This is a genomic window from Luteimonas sp. A611, assembly GCF_054072715.1.
In genome coordinates this window covers 450,452-464,761 of record NZ_JBSVRP010000001.1, presented here as the reverse complement: position 1 = coordinate 464,761, position 14,310 = coordinate 450,452, and the positions used below count along the sequence as shown (strand labels likewise).

General features: G+C 69.9%; 9 protein-coding genes. All 9 read left to right on the top strand.

Features of this window, described 5'->3' with window-relative positions; genetic code table 11:
- The first annotated feature begins 95 nt into the window (after positions 1–95).
- The 9 genes from ACW5EG_RS01980 (at position 96) to ACW5EG_RS01940 (ending at position 14,205) form a co-directional block, all read left to right on the top strand.
- The gene (locus tag ACW5EG_RS01980) at positions 96–1,262 is read left to right on the top strand and encodes a LysM peptidoglycan-binding domain-containing protein (RefSeq protein WP_457021387.1); all 1,167 of its coding nucleotides are present in this window, start codon (positions 96–98) and stop codon (positions 1,260–1,262) included.
- A 78-nt stretch (positions 1,263–1,340) separates the two neighbouring features.
- Positions 1,341–2,471 (top strand): DNA-processing protein DprA, encoded by a 1,131-nt coding sequence (dprA, locus tag ACW5EG_RS01975; protein ID WP_457020708.1) that lies wholly within the window; start codon positions 1,341–1,343, stop codon positions 2,469–2,471.
- A gap of 33 nt (positions 2,472–2,504) precedes the next feature.
- The gene (locus ACW5EG_RS01970; RefSeq protein WP_457017038.1) at positions 2,505–2,978 is read left to right on the top strand and encodes a DUF494 family protein; all 474 of its coding nucleotides are present in this window, start codon (positions 2,505–2,507) and stop codon (positions 2,976–2,978) included.
- A 19-nt stretch (positions 2,979–2,997) separates the two neighbouring features.
- The gene (locus ACW5EG_RS01965; RefSeq protein ID WP_457020707.1) at positions 2,998–3,501 is read left to right on the top strand and encodes a pilin; all 504 of its coding nucleotides are present in this window, start codon (positions 2,998–3,000) and stop codon (positions 3,499–3,501) included.
- Positions 3,502–3,555: 54 nt separating this feature from the next.
- The gene (locus ACW5EG_RS01960; protein WP_457020706.1) at positions 3,556–4,494 is read left to right on the top strand and encodes an RDD family protein; all 939 of its coding nucleotides are present in this window, start codon (positions 3,556–3,558) and stop codon (positions 4,492–4,494) included.
- Between the two features lie 179 nt (positions 4,495–4,673).
- Positions 4,674–7,208: a DNA topoisomerase I gene (locus ACW5EG_RS01955; protein WP_457020705.1), complete on the top strand. Its 2,535-nt coding sequence runs from the start codon at positions 4,674–4,676 to the stop codon at positions 7,206–7,208.
- Between the two features lie 168 nt (positions 7,209–7,376).
- Positions 7,377–7,937, top strand: a complete 561-nt coding sequence (locus ACW5EG_RS01950; protein ID WP_457020704.1) for a Sua5/YciO/YrdC/YwlC family protein — start codon at positions 7,377–7,379, stop codon at positions 7,935–7,937.
- A gap of 172 nt (positions 7,938–8,109) precedes the next feature.
- Positions 8,110–12,573, top strand: a complete 4,464-nt coding sequence (gltB, locus tag ACW5EG_RS01945) for a glutamate synthase large subunit (RefSeq protein ID WP_457021386.1) — start codon at positions 8,110–8,112, stop codon at positions 12,571–12,573.
- Positions 12,574–12,723: 150 nt separating this feature from the next.
- Positions 12,724–14,205, top strand: coding sequence for an FAD-dependent oxidoreductase (locus ACW5EG_RS01940; RefSeq protein WP_457020703.1), 1,482 nt, complete (start codon positions 12,724–12,726; stop codon positions 14,203–14,205).
- Positions 14,206–14,310: the final 105 nt, after the last annotated feature.

The window sequence follows — 14,310 nt, the reverse complement described above, 5'->3', positions numbered from 1 at the left end:
GTAGCGCCCGGCGGCTTGCAACCGGCCGCCACTTGTACGTTATAGTGCGGCTGCTGCACGGGGAAATCTTCAAGGGGAGCAACTAGATGGCCCGTATGCTTAAGCGCCTTTCTCAGGGGCTCCGCACGACGTGCGTGGTCGCATTGATGACGGTGGCCACCTACGCGGCTGCGCAGACCATGCGTGGCGATCATCCCGATACCTATGTCGTGCAGCGTGGGGATACGCTGTGGGACATCGCGGGCAAGTTCCTGCAGAAGCCTTGGCTGTGGCCGGAAATCTGGCAGGCCAACCCGCAGATCCACAACCCGCACCTGATCTATCCGGGTGACGTGGTCAGCCTGGCCTACCTCAACCGCGTGACCGCCAGCGAGGGGCCGCGCGAAGCGACGGCGCAGCCGATCAACGCGATCCCGCTGTCGGACGTGGAGGCCTTCCTGAAGGACCTGCGCGTGGTCGACGAGTTCGAGCACCTGCCCTACGTGGTGGGCCTCGAAGAAGACCGCATGCGCGTCACCCAGGGCGAGGTCGCCTACATCCGCGGCCTGCCCGGCGCCAGCGCCGGCCAGCGTTACGCGGTGGTGCGTCCGACCGTGCGCTATACGCACCTGGACCGCAGTGGCCTGTGCTGCGACCTGTTCCACAAGGACGACCTGGACTTCCGCGGCAAGCGCATCGCCGACTTCCAGCAGTACTGGACCAACGTGGTCACGCCCGACAAGGGCCAGGAACTGCTTGGCTACGAGCTGCAGCGGGTCAACGTGGGCACGATCACGCGTGGCGAGGTCGGTGGCATCCAGGCGAGCACCCTGCTGCTGGACGAAACCGGGCGCGAAGTGCGCGTTGGCGACCGCCTGATCGCGATCGACGCCCAGCCCTACGACCTGCAGTTCTTCCCGCACGCACCGGCGCAGCAGCTCGAGTACGGCCGCGCCCGCGTGCTGGCGGTGGCCGACACGCTGACCCACGGCGGTCCGCGCGATGTGGTGGTGCTGTCGATTGGCGCCCGCGAGGGCGTGGACAACGGCACGGTGTTCTCGCTCTGGCGCGAAGGCACCAATACCGTGGACCGGGTCGAAAAGGGGCCCGATCGCGACGCAGACACCGTGTTCTTCGAGAACAAGGTGCGGCTGCCCGACGAGTTCGCCGGCCATGCGATGGTGTTCCGCACCTATGACAAGGTCAGCTACGCGCTGGTGATGGACAGCATCAAGCCCACCCGCATCGGCTACCACCTCAAGCATCCCGACGCGCCCTACTGACACGGCGCGGGGTTTTCTGACAGAGTCCAGCGACGGCGCCTTCGGGCGCCGTCGTCGTCTGTGCGGCACGCTGCCGCCATGACGCCCGACGACCTTGCCCTGCTGCGCCTGATCGAGTGTGGCGGCGCCAGCGCGCCACGCCGCCTGCTGCTGGAACGATTCACAACGCCCGCCGCCGCGCTGGCCGCGGGCCCACGCGCCTGGCGCGAGGCCGGACTCGACGAGGCGCAGGTGCGCGCGCTGGACAGCGGGCACACGCCCCCGCCCCGGCAGTGCGAGTGGCTGGCCGGCCCACGCCACCACCTGATCGGCTGGCACGACCCCGACTATCCCGCCCTGCTCCGCCGCATCTCCAGCCCGCCGTTGGCCCTGTTCGTGGCTGGCGACGCCGACCTGCTCTGGCACCCGGCGATTGCCGTGGTCGGCACCCGCGCCCCGACCGCCGGTGGCCGCGACCACGCCCGCGAATTCTCCCGCGCCTTCGTCCGCGCGGGCCTTGCGGTCTGCAGCGGCCTCGCCGCCGGCATCGACACCGCCGCCCACGAGGCTGCGCTGGAGGCCGACGGCATCACCGTGGCGGTGCTCGGCAGCGGCATCGACGTGCCCTACCCGCGATCCAATGCCGGCCTGCACCGGGCCATCGCGACGTGCGGCGCGGTGGTCAGCGAGCATCCGCCCGGCACCGGGGCGCGCAGCGAGCACTTCCCGGCCCGCAACCGGATCATCGCCGGGCTGTCCCTGGGCACCCTGGTGGTCGAGGCCGCGCATCGCTCCGGTGCCTTGATCACCGCGCGCCTGGCCGCCGAGGCCGGGCGCGAGGTCTTTGCCCTGCCCGGGTCGATCCGCAACCCGATGGCCCGCGGCTGCCACCGGCTGCTGCGTGACGGCGCGGTCCTGGTCGAAACCCCGGCCGAAGTGAACGCTGCACTCGTAGCGGTGGCCGCATCGCTGGCCGACGCCTTGCGCAAGCGCCTGCAGGCCCCCATCACTGTGTCCGCGGACGCCGTGCACGGGTCCGCGGGGAGTGCCGCGCCGGAGGATCCGGACTACCAGCGCTTGTGGTCGGCTCTGTGCCATGACCCAAGCCCTATGGACGAACTGCTGGAGCGCACTGGATTGACGACCGCGGAAGTGTCGTCCATGCTCCTGCTCATGGAGCTGGATGGCCGTGTTGTGCAGGCGCACGGCCGGTATTCCCGAAAGTCCTGACATATCGCGCCTACAGGCGCAGGCCGGGGGGAAATGAAAGAAAGCATCCTGGACGTCCTGCTCTATCTGTTCGAACACTATTTCAGCGAGGACGCGGATCTCATCCGCGACCGCGACTCCCTCCAGGCCGGCCTGCTCGAGGCCGGCTTCAGTCCGGCGGAGATCAGCAAGGCCTTCGACTGGCTCGACGCGCTCGCCCAGCAGCGGCCCGACGCCGGCGTGCTGCGCGCGGACGGCCCGGTCCGGGTCTATTTCGGCCCGGAGCTGGACAAGCTCGACGTCGACTGCCGCGGCTTCCTGCTGTTCCTGGAGCAGCACGGCGTGCTCGACGCCGGCCAGCGCGAACTGGTGCTGGACCGCGCGATGGCGCTCGACCAGGACGAGCTGGACCTGGACGACCTCAAGTGGGTGGTGCTGATGGTGCTGTTCAACCAGCCCGGCATGGAAGCGGCGTACGCCTGGATGGAAACCCAGATGTTCGCCGACGAGCCCGAGCCGGTGCACTGACGCACCACCGAAGCCCTTGATGAACCAAACCACCCCGGGTGCCGGCCCACCGCCGCTGCCGCCCAGCCGTCCGCACGCCCCACCCCCGCCGCCACGCAAGGGCATGAGCGGCTGCCTGATCGCGCTGCTCGTCGCGGGCGGGCTTGCGATCCCGCTGGTCGCGATCATGGCCGCGATCGCGCTGCCGGCCTACAACGACTACCTTGCGCGCTCGGTGGCCGCTGCGGCGCTGGCCGAAACCGCTCCGCTCAAGGCGCAGGTGGCCGAGTTCGCGGCGCGCAATGGCCGCTGCCCGATCGATGCCGACCTCGGATTCCGCGCCGCAGGCGCAGCCGGCAGCGCCCACGACGGCGTCGGCTTCGGTCGCACCGGCGTCGGCTGCGCGCTGGAGATCCGGCTGCGCGACGACAAGGGCGGCGCTATCCACGGCAAGCACCTGTGGCTCGAACTGGACGCCAGCGGCGCCTGGCGCTGCAGCTCCGACGCTGAAGACAAATACCTGCCCGCCGATTGCCGCGGCTGAGGCGGGCGCCGCCGGGGAGCGGCGCCGATCCACACATAAACAGGGGAAAACACGATGTCCAAGTGGTATTACGCCGACGCCGAGCATGCCAGCCAGGGCCCGGTCGACGACACCAGCCTGGTGCGCCTGCGCCTGCAGGGCCAGCTGGGCTGGGAAACGCTGGTCTGGCGCGAGGGAATGAGCGACTGGCGGCCGATGCGCGACTTCGCCGCCGAGCTCGCCCGGGCCGAGGGCGGCGCGCCGCCGCTCCCGCTGGGCGCGGGCCCGGTCAGCGCAGGCGCAAGCGTGGTCCCGAGCGCACCGGCCCATCCGGCGGCGCCGGCAGAACCGGTTTCGCCTTACGCCCCGCCAGTCGCCACGGTCACCGCCGGCACGAGCGTGGTGGCTGGCGGCGAAGTGGTCCATGCCGGCTTCCTGAAGCGCTTCGCGGCGATGGTGATCGACGGCTTCGTCACCGCCGTAGCGTCGTGGGCGATCCAGATCCCGTTGCTGTTGGCGGCCGGCGCGGCCGGCCTGGCGGGCGGGGAACTGTTCGGGGCCGGCAGCTCGCTGGGGCTGCTGCTGCTCTCCTACGGCGTCGGCCTTCTGATCCCGCTGTTCTATTTCGCCTGGATGCATTCGTCGACCGGCCAGGCCTCGCTGGGCAAGATGGCGGTCGGGATCAAGGTCTGTCGCGGCAACGGCGAGCGGATCAGCTTCCTGCGCGCGTTTGCCCGTTACGCGGCGTACCTGGGCACCGTCGTGTTCAGCTTGGGCATCGGTGGCCTGGTCTCCGCCTTGACCACCGGCCTGAGCCAGCGCCGCCAGGCGCTGCACGACATGGTCTGCGACACCCTGGTGGTGGACAAATGGGCCTTCACCGACCGCCCCGACCTGCAGCGCCGGGAGCTGGGCGTGGTGACCTGGGTGGTCATCGCGATCGGCGCTGGCCTGCTCGGCTTGGGCCTGCTCGGGATCGTGGCCGCGATCGCAATTCCGGCCATGACCGGCTGAGCGGCAGGGGTCGCGGCCGGATGGGTGGCTTGACACCACCATGCGCGCCGTGATTCCACTATAAATAGCGCCGTCCTCAGGATGGCGCAGTTTCTTGCGCCCGGGACCTCCCGGGCGTCGTGTTCTTCGAATCCCCGATTTTGGCGCGGCCGACAGGCCCGCCCGGAACCTCCCCCAAAATGCCCAAGCACCTGCTCATCGTCGAATCGCCGGCCAAGGCCAAGACGATCAACAAGTACCTCGGCAAGGACTTCCAGGTCCTTGCCTCGTACGGCCACGTCCGCGACCTGGTGCCCAAGGAGGGCGCGGTCGACCCCGACGACGGCTTCCGCATGCGCTACGAGCTGATCGAGCGCAACGAGAAGCACGTCGAGGCGATCGCCAAGGCGGCGCGCGGCGTCGAGGGCATCTGGCTGGCGACCGACCCGGACCGCGAGGGCGAGGCGATCAGCTGGCACATCGCCGAGATCCTGCGCGAACGCGGCCTGCTCGAGGGCAAGGCCCTGCAGCGCGTGGTGTTCACCGAGATCACGCCGCGCGCGATCAAGGAAGCGATGAGCCAGCCGCGCCCCATCGCCGCCGAGCTGGTCGACGCCCAGCAGGCGCGGCGCGCGCTCGACTACCTGGTCGGCTTCAACCTCTCGCCGGTGCTGTGGCGCAAGATCAAGGCCGGCTTGTCGGCTGGGCGCGTGCAGTCGCCGGCGCTGCGCATGATCGTCGAGCGCGAGGAGGAAATCGAGGCGTTCAAGGCGCGCGAGTACTGGACCATCGAGGCCGAGTGCGCGCATCCCTCCCAGGCCTTCAGCGCCAGGCTGATCAAGCTCGACGGCCAGAAGTTCGAACAGTTCACCATCACCGACGGCGAGACCGCCGAGGACGCGCGCAGCCGCATCGCCACTGCCGCGCATGGGGCGCTGCACGTCACCGACGTGGCCAGCAAGGAGCGCAAGCGCCGGCCGTCGCCGCCGTTCACCACCTCGACCCTGCAGCAGGAGGCGGCGCGCAAGCTCGGCTTCACCACGCGCCGGACCATGCAGGTGGCGCAGAAGCTGTACGAGGGCGTGGCGATCGGCGAGGAAGGCACGGTTGGCCTGATCAGCTACATGCGTACCGACTCGGTGAACCTGTCGCAGGATGCGCTGGGCGAGATCCGCGACGTGATCGCGCGCGACTTCGGCACGGCCTCGGTGCCGGACAAGCCCAACGTCTACCAGACCAAGTCCAAGAACGCGCAGGAAGCGCATGAGGCGGTGCGTCCGACCTCGGCGCTGCGCACGCCTTCGCAGGTAGGGCACTTCCTCAGCGACGACGAGCGTCGCCTCTACGAACTGGTGTGGAAGCGCGCGGTCGCCTCGCAGATGATCCCGGCCACGCTCAATACCGTGACCATCGACCTCGCCGCCGGCGCCGAGCATGGCTTCCGCGCGTCAGGCACCACCGTGGTCGTGTCCGGCTTCCTGGCCGTGTACGAGGAAGGCAAGGACAGCAAGGGCAAGGAAGACGAGGACGAGGGCCGCAAGCTGCCGGCGATGAAGCTCGGCGACCGCATCCCGCTCGACCGCGTCCACACCGACCAGCACTTCACCCAGCCGCCGCCGCGCTTCACCGAGGCCTCGCTGGTCAAGACGCTGGAGGAGTACGGCATCGGCCGTCCCTCCACCTACGCCTCGATCATCCAGACCCTCACCGGCAAGCAGTACGCGCTGCTGGAAGGGCGCGCGTTCAAGCCCACCGACGTGGGCCGCGCGGTCAGCAAGTTCCTGAGCAACCACTTCGCCAAGTACGTCGACTACGACTTCACCGCCAACCTCGAGGACGAGCTCGATGCGGTCAGCCGCGGCGAGGAGGCGTGGGTGCCGCTGATGGAGCGCTTCTGGGGCCCGTTCAAGGAGCAGGTGGACGACAAGAAGGCCACGCTGGACAAGGCCGATTCGGGCAGCATCCGCGTGCTGGGCGAAGACCCGGCGAGCGGGCGCCAGCTGAGCGCGCGCATCGGCAAGTTCGGCCCGCTGGTGCAGATCGGCAAGGTCGAGGACGAGGACAAACCGCGTTTCGCCTCGTTGCGGCCGGGTCAGAGCATCTATTCGATCAGCCTTGAGGAAGCGCTGGAGCTGTTCCAGCTGCCGCGCGTGCTGGGCCAGAACAAGGACGAGGACGTGAGCGTGGGTATCGGCCGCTTCGGCCCCTTCGCCAAGCGCGGCAGCGTCTACGCCTCGCTGACCAAGGAAGACGACCCCTACAAGATCGACCTGGCGCGCGCGGTGTTCCTGATCGACGAGAAGGAAGAGATCGCGCGCAACCGCGTGATCAAGCAGTTCGACGGCAGCGACATCCAGGTGCTCAACGGCCGCTTCGGCCCCTACATCAGCGACGGCCGCCTCAACGGCAAGATCCCGAAGGATCGTGAGCCGGCCTCGCTCACGCTGGAGGAAGTGGTCCGGTTGCTCGAGGAAACCGGCAAGCCTGCGCGGCGCGGCTTCGGGGCCAAGAAGGCGGTCGCCAAGAAGGCGGCCGCGAAGAAGGTGCCGGCCAGGAAGGCGCCCGCCAAGAGCGCTGCGAAGAAGACCGCGAAGAAGGCGACGACAAAGAAGGCGGCGAAGGCCTTGCACCCGCTGTCGAGCGAATTCGAGCCAGCGCGGCCGCTGATCACGGCGGCGAAGTTCGAGCCGGGCCGCAAGCGCGTGATCAAGAAGAGCGAGGACGCGCCGTTCTAGGCGCGTTGGGGGACGGCAATCGCGGCTGAAGCCGCTCCTACGGGAGTGCCGTGCGTCGCGCTTTTCTGCAGGAGCGGCTTCAGCCGCGACCGTTGCATCACGCCCCCCGCCTGCGGGGCCGTCGCGCCGCCCACTGACATCCACCGCGCCAGTCCCTAAGCTGGCGCCATGCCTGCCTCGCCCCGGATCGCCGAAGCCGTCGCCGCCCTGCGTGGCAGCGGCCTGATCGCCTATCCCACCGAGGGCGTGTGGGGCCTGGGCTGCGATCCCTTCGACGAGGCGGCGGTGCTGCGCCTGCTGGCGCTCAAGCAGCGGTCGGTGGACAAGGGCCTGATCCTGGTCGCCGCATCGACCGCGCAGTTCGATGACCTTGTCGACTGGGACCGCCTGGAGCCTGCCACGCGCGACGAGGTCATTGCCTCCTGGCCTGGCCCGCATACCTGGATCGTGCCGGTCACCGCGCGCGTGCCGCGCTGGATCACCGGCGCCCACCAGGGCGTCGCCGTGCGCGTGAGCGCGCATCCGGTCGTCGCCGCGCTGTGCAGCGGATACGGCGGCGCGCTGGTGTCGACCAGCGCCAACATCGGCGGCCTGCCCGCACCGCGCACGCACGAAGAACTCGCGGCGGATGTCCGCGCCGGAGTGGAGGTGATTGTTGCCGGAGAAACCTCAGGGCTGGCGCAGGCCACCCCGATCCGGGACGCCCGCAGCGGTCGCGTGATCCGCTGAAAAACAAGGGTTTTTTTCAGCGCCCCGTTGCATCGGAAACCAGTTCGAACCGGGGCAATTGCCGCGTCGCACAAATTGTGTTTTATTCGGGTCTCGTGGAAGCGCCGTCGGGTAATCGCGCCCTGGGTCCCCGGCTCCGATGCCCACGCCACCCGACCACCACCACGACGACATGACGATGCGGGCACACCCGGATCGGGGCCTCCACGACCCCGCAAGCGAACACGACAGCTGTGGTTTCGGCCTGATCGCGAAGATCCAGGGCGAGCCCGAGCGCGCCATCGTCGACATCGCGCTCGAAGCGCTGTCGCGCATGGCGCACCGCGGCGGCGTGGCCGCCGACGGCCTGTCGGGCGATGGCTGCGGCGTGCTGATCCACGGCGCGGAATCCTTCGTCCGCACGCTGGCGCGCGAATCCGGTTTTCCGCTGCACGAGGGGGCCGTTGCCGCCGGCATGGTGTTCCTGCCGCACGACGATGGCGACGCCGCGCAATGCCGCGACACGCTGGCCGCGCAGCTGCAGCGCGAAGGCGTGCGCGTGGCCGGCTGGCGCGAGGTGCCGATCGACCTGGCCGCCTGCGGCAAGCTGGCGCGCGCCACCGTGCCGCGCATCGAGCAGGTCTTCGTCGAGACCGACGAACCCGACACCGCCAAACTCGAACGCGCGCTGTACCTCGCGCGCCGGCGCAGCGAGGAAGCGCTGGCGGCGCAGCCCGATTTCTACGTGGTCGGGCTGTCGCCGCGGCTGCTCGGCTACAAGGGCATGGTCCTGCCCAGCCACCTGCGCCAGTTGTTCCCGGACCTGTCGCACCCGCAACTGGCCGCGCGCGCAGTCGTGTTCCACCAGCGCTTTTCCACCAACACCCTGCCGCGTTGGCCGCTGGCGCATCCCTTCCGCAGGCTCGCCCACAACGGCGAGATCAACAGCATCGAGGGCAACCGGCGCTGGGCGCAGGCGCGCAAGCACGTATGGCGCTCGCCGCTGCTGGACGTGTCGGAATTCGAATCGACCGTGACCCTGCACGGCTCGGACTCGCAGTCGCTCGACAACATGCTCGAATGGCTGCTGCTCGGCGGCATGGACCTGCCGCAGGCGATGCGCATCCTGATTCCGCCGGCGACGCAGTCGCTGGAGTACAAGGACGCCGACCTGTCCGCGTTCTACGAGTACTACTCGATCAATTCCGAACCCTGGGACGGCCCCGCCGGCGTGGTGATGTGCGACGGCCGCTTCGCCGCCTGCACGCTCGACCGCAACGGCCTGCGACCTGCGCGCTGGACGCTCTCGCGCGATGGTGTGTTCCTGATCGCCTCCGAAGCTGGCGTGTGGGACCTGCCGCCCGAGCAGGTGCAGGCCAAGGGCAAGCTCGGTCCCGGCGAGATGATCGCGGTCGACCTCGAAGCCGGCCGCCTGCTCGACAGCGATGCGATCGACGACCTCAACCGCACGCGCGCGCCCTACAAGCAGTGGCTCAAGCGCGGGATGAGCTGGCTGCACACCGAGCTGATCGATCCGGCGCTGACCGATGCACCGTTCACGCCGGAGATGCTGCTGGCGTTCCAGAAGTTGTTCCAGCTTTCGCGCGAGGAGCAGGAGGCGGTGCTGCGGCCGCTGGCCGAGACCGAGCAGGAGGGCATCGGCTCGATGGGCGACGACGTGCCGATGGCGGCGATCAGCCAGCGCGTGCGGCCGCTGTACGACTGCTTCCGCCAGGCTTTCGCCCAGGTCACCAATCCACCGATCGATCCGCTGCGCGAGGCCTGCGTGATGACGCTCGCCACCCAGATCGGGCGCGAGGGCAACCTGTTCCTCGACCAGGCCGGGAACGTCGACCACGTCATGCTCAACTCGCCGGTGCTGTCGCAGCGCAAGCTGCACCAGCTGCTGGCGCTGCCGCGGTTCGAGTCGCGGCATCGCTATGTCGATCTGTACTTCGACCGGCGCAGCGGCCTGCGCGCGGCGCTCGCGCGGATCTGCGCCGAGGCCGAGGCCGCGGTGCGCGCGGGCGTGGAACTGCTGATCCTCAGCGATCGCCGTCCGCGCCATGGCCATGCGGCGGTGCACGCGCTGCTGGCCACCGGCGCAGTGCACCTGCACCTGGTGCGGCAGGGACTGCGCTGCGACACCAACCTGATCGTCGAAACCGGCACCGCGCGCGACCCGCACCACTTCGCCTGCCTGATCGGGTTCGGCGCGACCGCGGTCTATCCCTATCTCGCCTACCAGACCCTGGCCGCCCTCGCGCGCCGCGGCCTGCTTGGCGGCAAGACCAGCAACGAGCCGACCCAGTTCGGCCGCAGCTACCGCCGCGGCATCAAGAAGGGCCTGCTCAAGATCCTGTCGAAGATGGGCATCGGCAGCATCGCCAGCTACCGCGGCGCGCAGCTGTTCGAGATCGTCGGTCTGGATGAGGCGGTCGTGGCGCTGTGTTTCGAAGGCACGCCCTCGCGCATCAGCGGCGCCGGCTTCGCCCGGCTGGAAGCCGACGCATGGGCGCTCGCGCAGCACGGCTGGGACGACAACGCGCTGCCCGAGCCGGGCGGCCTGATGCGCTACGTGCATGGCGGCGAGTACCACCAGTACAACCCCGACGTAGTCCAGACCCTGCAGCGCGCGGTGCTCACCGGCACCCGCGAGGACTGGAAGGCCTACGCCGACCACGTCGACAAGCGCCCGCCCGCGGCGCTGCGCGACCTGCTGCGCCCGCGCGCGCTGGGCACGCCGGTGCCGCTGGACGAGGTTGAATCCATCGCCTCGATCCTGAAGCGCTTCGACTCCGCGGCGATGAGCCTGGGCGCGCTGTCGCCCGAGGCGCACGAGGCGCTGGCGATCGCCATGAACCGGCTCGGCGGGCGCAGCAACTCCGGCGAGGGCGGCGAGGATCCCGCCCGCCACGGCACGGACAAGCGCAGCAAGATCAAGCAGATCGCCTCCGGTCGCTTCGGCGTCACGCCCGAATACCTGATCAACGCCGAGGTGCTGCAGATCAAGGTCGCGCAGGGCGCCAAGCCCGGCGAAGGCGGACAGCTGCCGGGCAGCAAGGTCAATCCGCTGATCGCGCGGCTGCGCTATGCGCGGCCCGGCATCGGCCTGATCTCGCCGCCGCCGCACCACGACATCTATTCGATCGAGGATCTGGCGCAGCTGATCTTCGACCTGCGCCAGGTCAATCCGACCGCGCTGATCTCGGTGAAGCTGGTCTCGCACGCCGGCGTGGGCACCATCGCGGCGGGCGTGGTCAAGGCCGGCGCCGACCTGATCACCATCTCCGGCCACGACGGCGGCACCGGTGCCAGCCCGCTCGGTTCGATCCGCTATGCCGGCGCGCCCTGGGAGCTGGGCCTGTCGGAGGCGCGCCAGGCGCTGCAGGCCAACGAGCTGCGTGAGCGCGTGCTGCTGCAGACCGACGGCGGACTCAAGACCGGGCTGGACGTGGTCAAGGCGGCGATGCTGGGCGCCGACAGCTTCGGCTTCGGCACCGCGCCGATGATCGCGCTGGGCTGCAAGTACCTGCGCATCTGCCACCTCAACAACTGTGCCACCGGCATCGCCACCCAGGACGAGCGCCTGCGCTCGGCCCACTTCACGGGCCTGCCGGAGCGCGTCGAGAACTTCTTCCGCAACGTCGCCCAGGACGTGCGCGAACTGCTGGCGGCGCTGGGCGCGCGTTCGCTGGACGAGATCGTCGGTCGCACCGACCTGCTCGAGCAGCACCTGCGGCATACGCGCGAGGACGTCGACATCGACCTGTCGCGGATGCTGGCGCGCGATGCCGCGCAGCCGGCCGCGTACTGCGGCGCGCCCGCACTGCAGGCGCCGCCGGACGGACTGGCCGCGCGCCTGGACGCGGCGCTGTCGGGCGTGATCGAGCGCGCCGAGGGCGGCGAACACGTCGACACCATCCGCAACACCGACCGCAGCATCGGCACGCGCCTGTCGGGGCTGATCGCACGCCACCATGGCAACGCCGGCATGGCGGCGCGTCCGCTCACGCTGCGCCTGACCGGCAGTGCCGGACAGAGCTTCGGCGCGTTCAACGCCGGCGGCCTGCGCCTGCAGCTGGAGGGCGAAGCCAACGACTACGTCGGCAAGGGCATGGCCGGCGGCCGCATCGTGCTCTCGCCGCCGCGTGGCAGCGCATTCGAGTCTCGGCATACGCCGATCCTGGGCAACACCTGCCTGTACGGTGCCACCGGCGGCGAGCTGTACGCGGCCGGACGCGCCGGCGAACGCTTCGCGGTGCGCAACTCCGGCGCGGTGGCGGTGGTCGAGGGCGCGGGCGACCACTGCTGCGAGTACATGACCGGCGGCACGGTGGTCGTGCTGGGCCGCACCGGCCTGAACTTCGGCGCCGGCCTCACCGGCGGCCTGGCCTATGTGCTCGACCTGGACCGCGATTTCGTCGACCGCTACAACCATGAGCTGATCGACATCGTGCGCATCTCGCCCGAGAGCTTCGACAACTACCGCCAGCACCTGACCGAGCTGGTGCAGGAGCATGCAAGCCTCACCGGCAGCGCCTGGAGCGCGCGCATCCTCGACGAGTTCCGCGACTTCGTCGGCAAGTTCTGGCTGGTCAAGCCCAAGGCAGCAAGCCTCGAGGCGCTGGCGCACGAGTTGCGCAGGGCGGCGTGATGGAAATCGTGATTCGTGATTCGTTGTGGGTGTTTGGAACCAGCAAGGGCATGGCGACCCGGCACGTCGCCGGCACGCCTCCCGCGTGCGGCGGTTTCGCACGCGCTGTTTCCGACCACCCGTCACGAATCCACGAATCACGGCCCCACCATGAGCAAGAAGCAGGTTTTCCAGTTCCTTGATGTTCCGCGCGACATGCCGCGCAAGGTGCCGCTGCAACTGCGCACCGACGGCGACTGGAACGAACTCTACGGCCGCTTCGGCCAGGCCGAGGCGGTGCACCAGGCCGGCCGCTGCCTGGACTGCGGCAACCCGTACTGCGAGGTCAAGTGCCCGGTGCACAACTACATCCCCAACTGGCTGGCGCTGGTGGAGGAAGGCCGCATCCTGGAGGCGGCCGCGCTGTGCCACGAGACCAATCCGCTGCCCGAGATGTGCGGACGCGTGTGCCCGCAGGACCGGCTGTGCGAAGGCGCGTGCACCCTCAACGCCGGCTTCGGCGCGGTGACGATCGGCGCGGTCGAGAAGTACATCGTCGACACCGCCTTCGAGCAGGGCTGGCGACCGGACCTGTCCAAGGTGGTCGCCACCGGCAATCGCGTGGCGGTGATCGGCGCGGGTCCCGCCGGCCTGGCCTGCGCCGACCGGCTCGCGCGCGCCGGCATCGCCGCGACCGTGTTCGACCGCTATGAGCAGATCGGCGGGCTGATGCAGTTCGGCATCCCCAGCTTCAAGCTCGACAAGTCGGTGATCGCCACGCGCCGCGACGTGCTGGAGGAGATGGGCGTGCGCTTCAGGCTGGGCGTGGAGGTGGGCCGCGACGTGGCCATCGGCACGCTGCTGTCGGAGTACGACGCGGTGTTCCTCGGCCTGGGCGCCTACCGCTATACCGACGGCGGCCTGCCCGGACAGGACCTGCCCGGCGTGCTGCCGGCGCTGCCGTTCCTGGTGCAGCACGGGCGCATCGTCACCGGCCGCGAGCCGCAGGGCCGGCCGATCGCCGGCTGGGAGGACAGCCTGGCGCTGCCCGATCTGTCCGGCAAGCGCGTGGTCGTGCTTGGCGGCGGCGACACCGGCATGGATTGCGTGCGTTCGGCGATCCGCCTGGGCGCGGCCAGCGTCACCTGCGCCTACCGCCGCGACGAGGCCAACATGCCCGGCTCGGCGCGCGAGGTGGCCAACGCGCGCGAGGAAGGCGTGCGCTTCCTGTTCAATCGCCAGCCGCTGGCGGTCGAGAGCGCGGACGGCCAGCGCCTCGACGGCGTGCGCGTGGTCGAGACCCGGCTGGGCGAGCCCGATGCCAATGGCCGCCGCAATGCGGTCGCCATTGCCGGCAGCGAGTCGCTGCTGGACGCGGACGTGGTGATCATCGCCTTCGGTTTCTCGCCGCGGCCGCCGGAATGGCTGGCGTCGCTGGGGGTGAAGGCGCGCGAGAACGGCCGCCTCATCGTCGGCGGCGACGACCGCCTGCCCTACCAGACCTCGCATCCGCGCCTGTTCGCGGGCGGCGACTGCGTGCGCGGCGCCGACCTGGTGGTGACCGCGGTGAAGGAAGGCCGCGACGCTGCGGCGGCCATCGCAGGCCTGCTGCGCAGCCAGGCACAGCCCGCCGCCGCGCTCGACGCGGCCTGAGCGGCGGATTGAATCGCCGCTGACGCACGCACCGGCGCCGCGTTTGCACGGGCCGCCACGCAGCTGCAAGATGGCCGCATGCGCCCGCTCCTGTCCTGCTGTCTG

Bases quoted from the DNA above. Each gene is read 5' to 3' on its own strand.
- ACW5EG_RS01980 (WP_457021387.1), top strand. From the start codon at position 96: ATGCTTAAGCGCCTTTCTCAGGGGCTCCGCACGACGTGCGTGGTCGCA.
- dprA (WP_457020708.1), top strand. From the start codon at position 1,341: ATGACGCCCGACGACCTTGCCCTGCTGCGCCTGATCGAGTGTGGCGGC.
- ACW5EG_RS01970 (WP_457017038.1), top strand. From the start codon at position 2,505: ATGAAAGAAAGCATCCTGGACGTCCTGCTCTATCTGTTCGAACACTAT.
- ACW5EG_RS01965 (WP_457020707.1), top strand. From the start codon at position 2,998: ATGAACCAAACCACCCCGGGTGCCGGCCCACCGCCGCTGCCGCCCAGC.
- ACW5EG_RS01960 (WP_457020706.1), top strand. From the start codon at position 3,556: ATGTCCAAGTGGTATTACGCCGACGCCGAGCATGCCAGCCAGGGCCCG.
- ACW5EG_RS01955 (WP_457020705.1), top strand. From the start codon at position 4,674: ATGCCCAAGCACCTGCTCATCGTCGAATCGCCGGCCAAGGCCAAGACG.
- ACW5EG_RS01950 (WP_457020704.1), top strand. From the start codon at position 7,377: ATGCCTGCCTCGCCCCGGATCGCCGAAGCCGTCGCCGCCCTGCGTGGC.
- gltB (WP_457021386.1), top strand. From the start codon at position 8,110: ATGACGATGCGGGCACACCCGGATCGGGGCCTCCACGACCCCGCAAGC.
- ACW5EG_RS01940 (WP_457020703.1), top strand. From the start codon at position 12,724: ATGAGCAAGAAGCAGGTTTTCCAGTTCCTTGATGTTCCGCGCGACATG.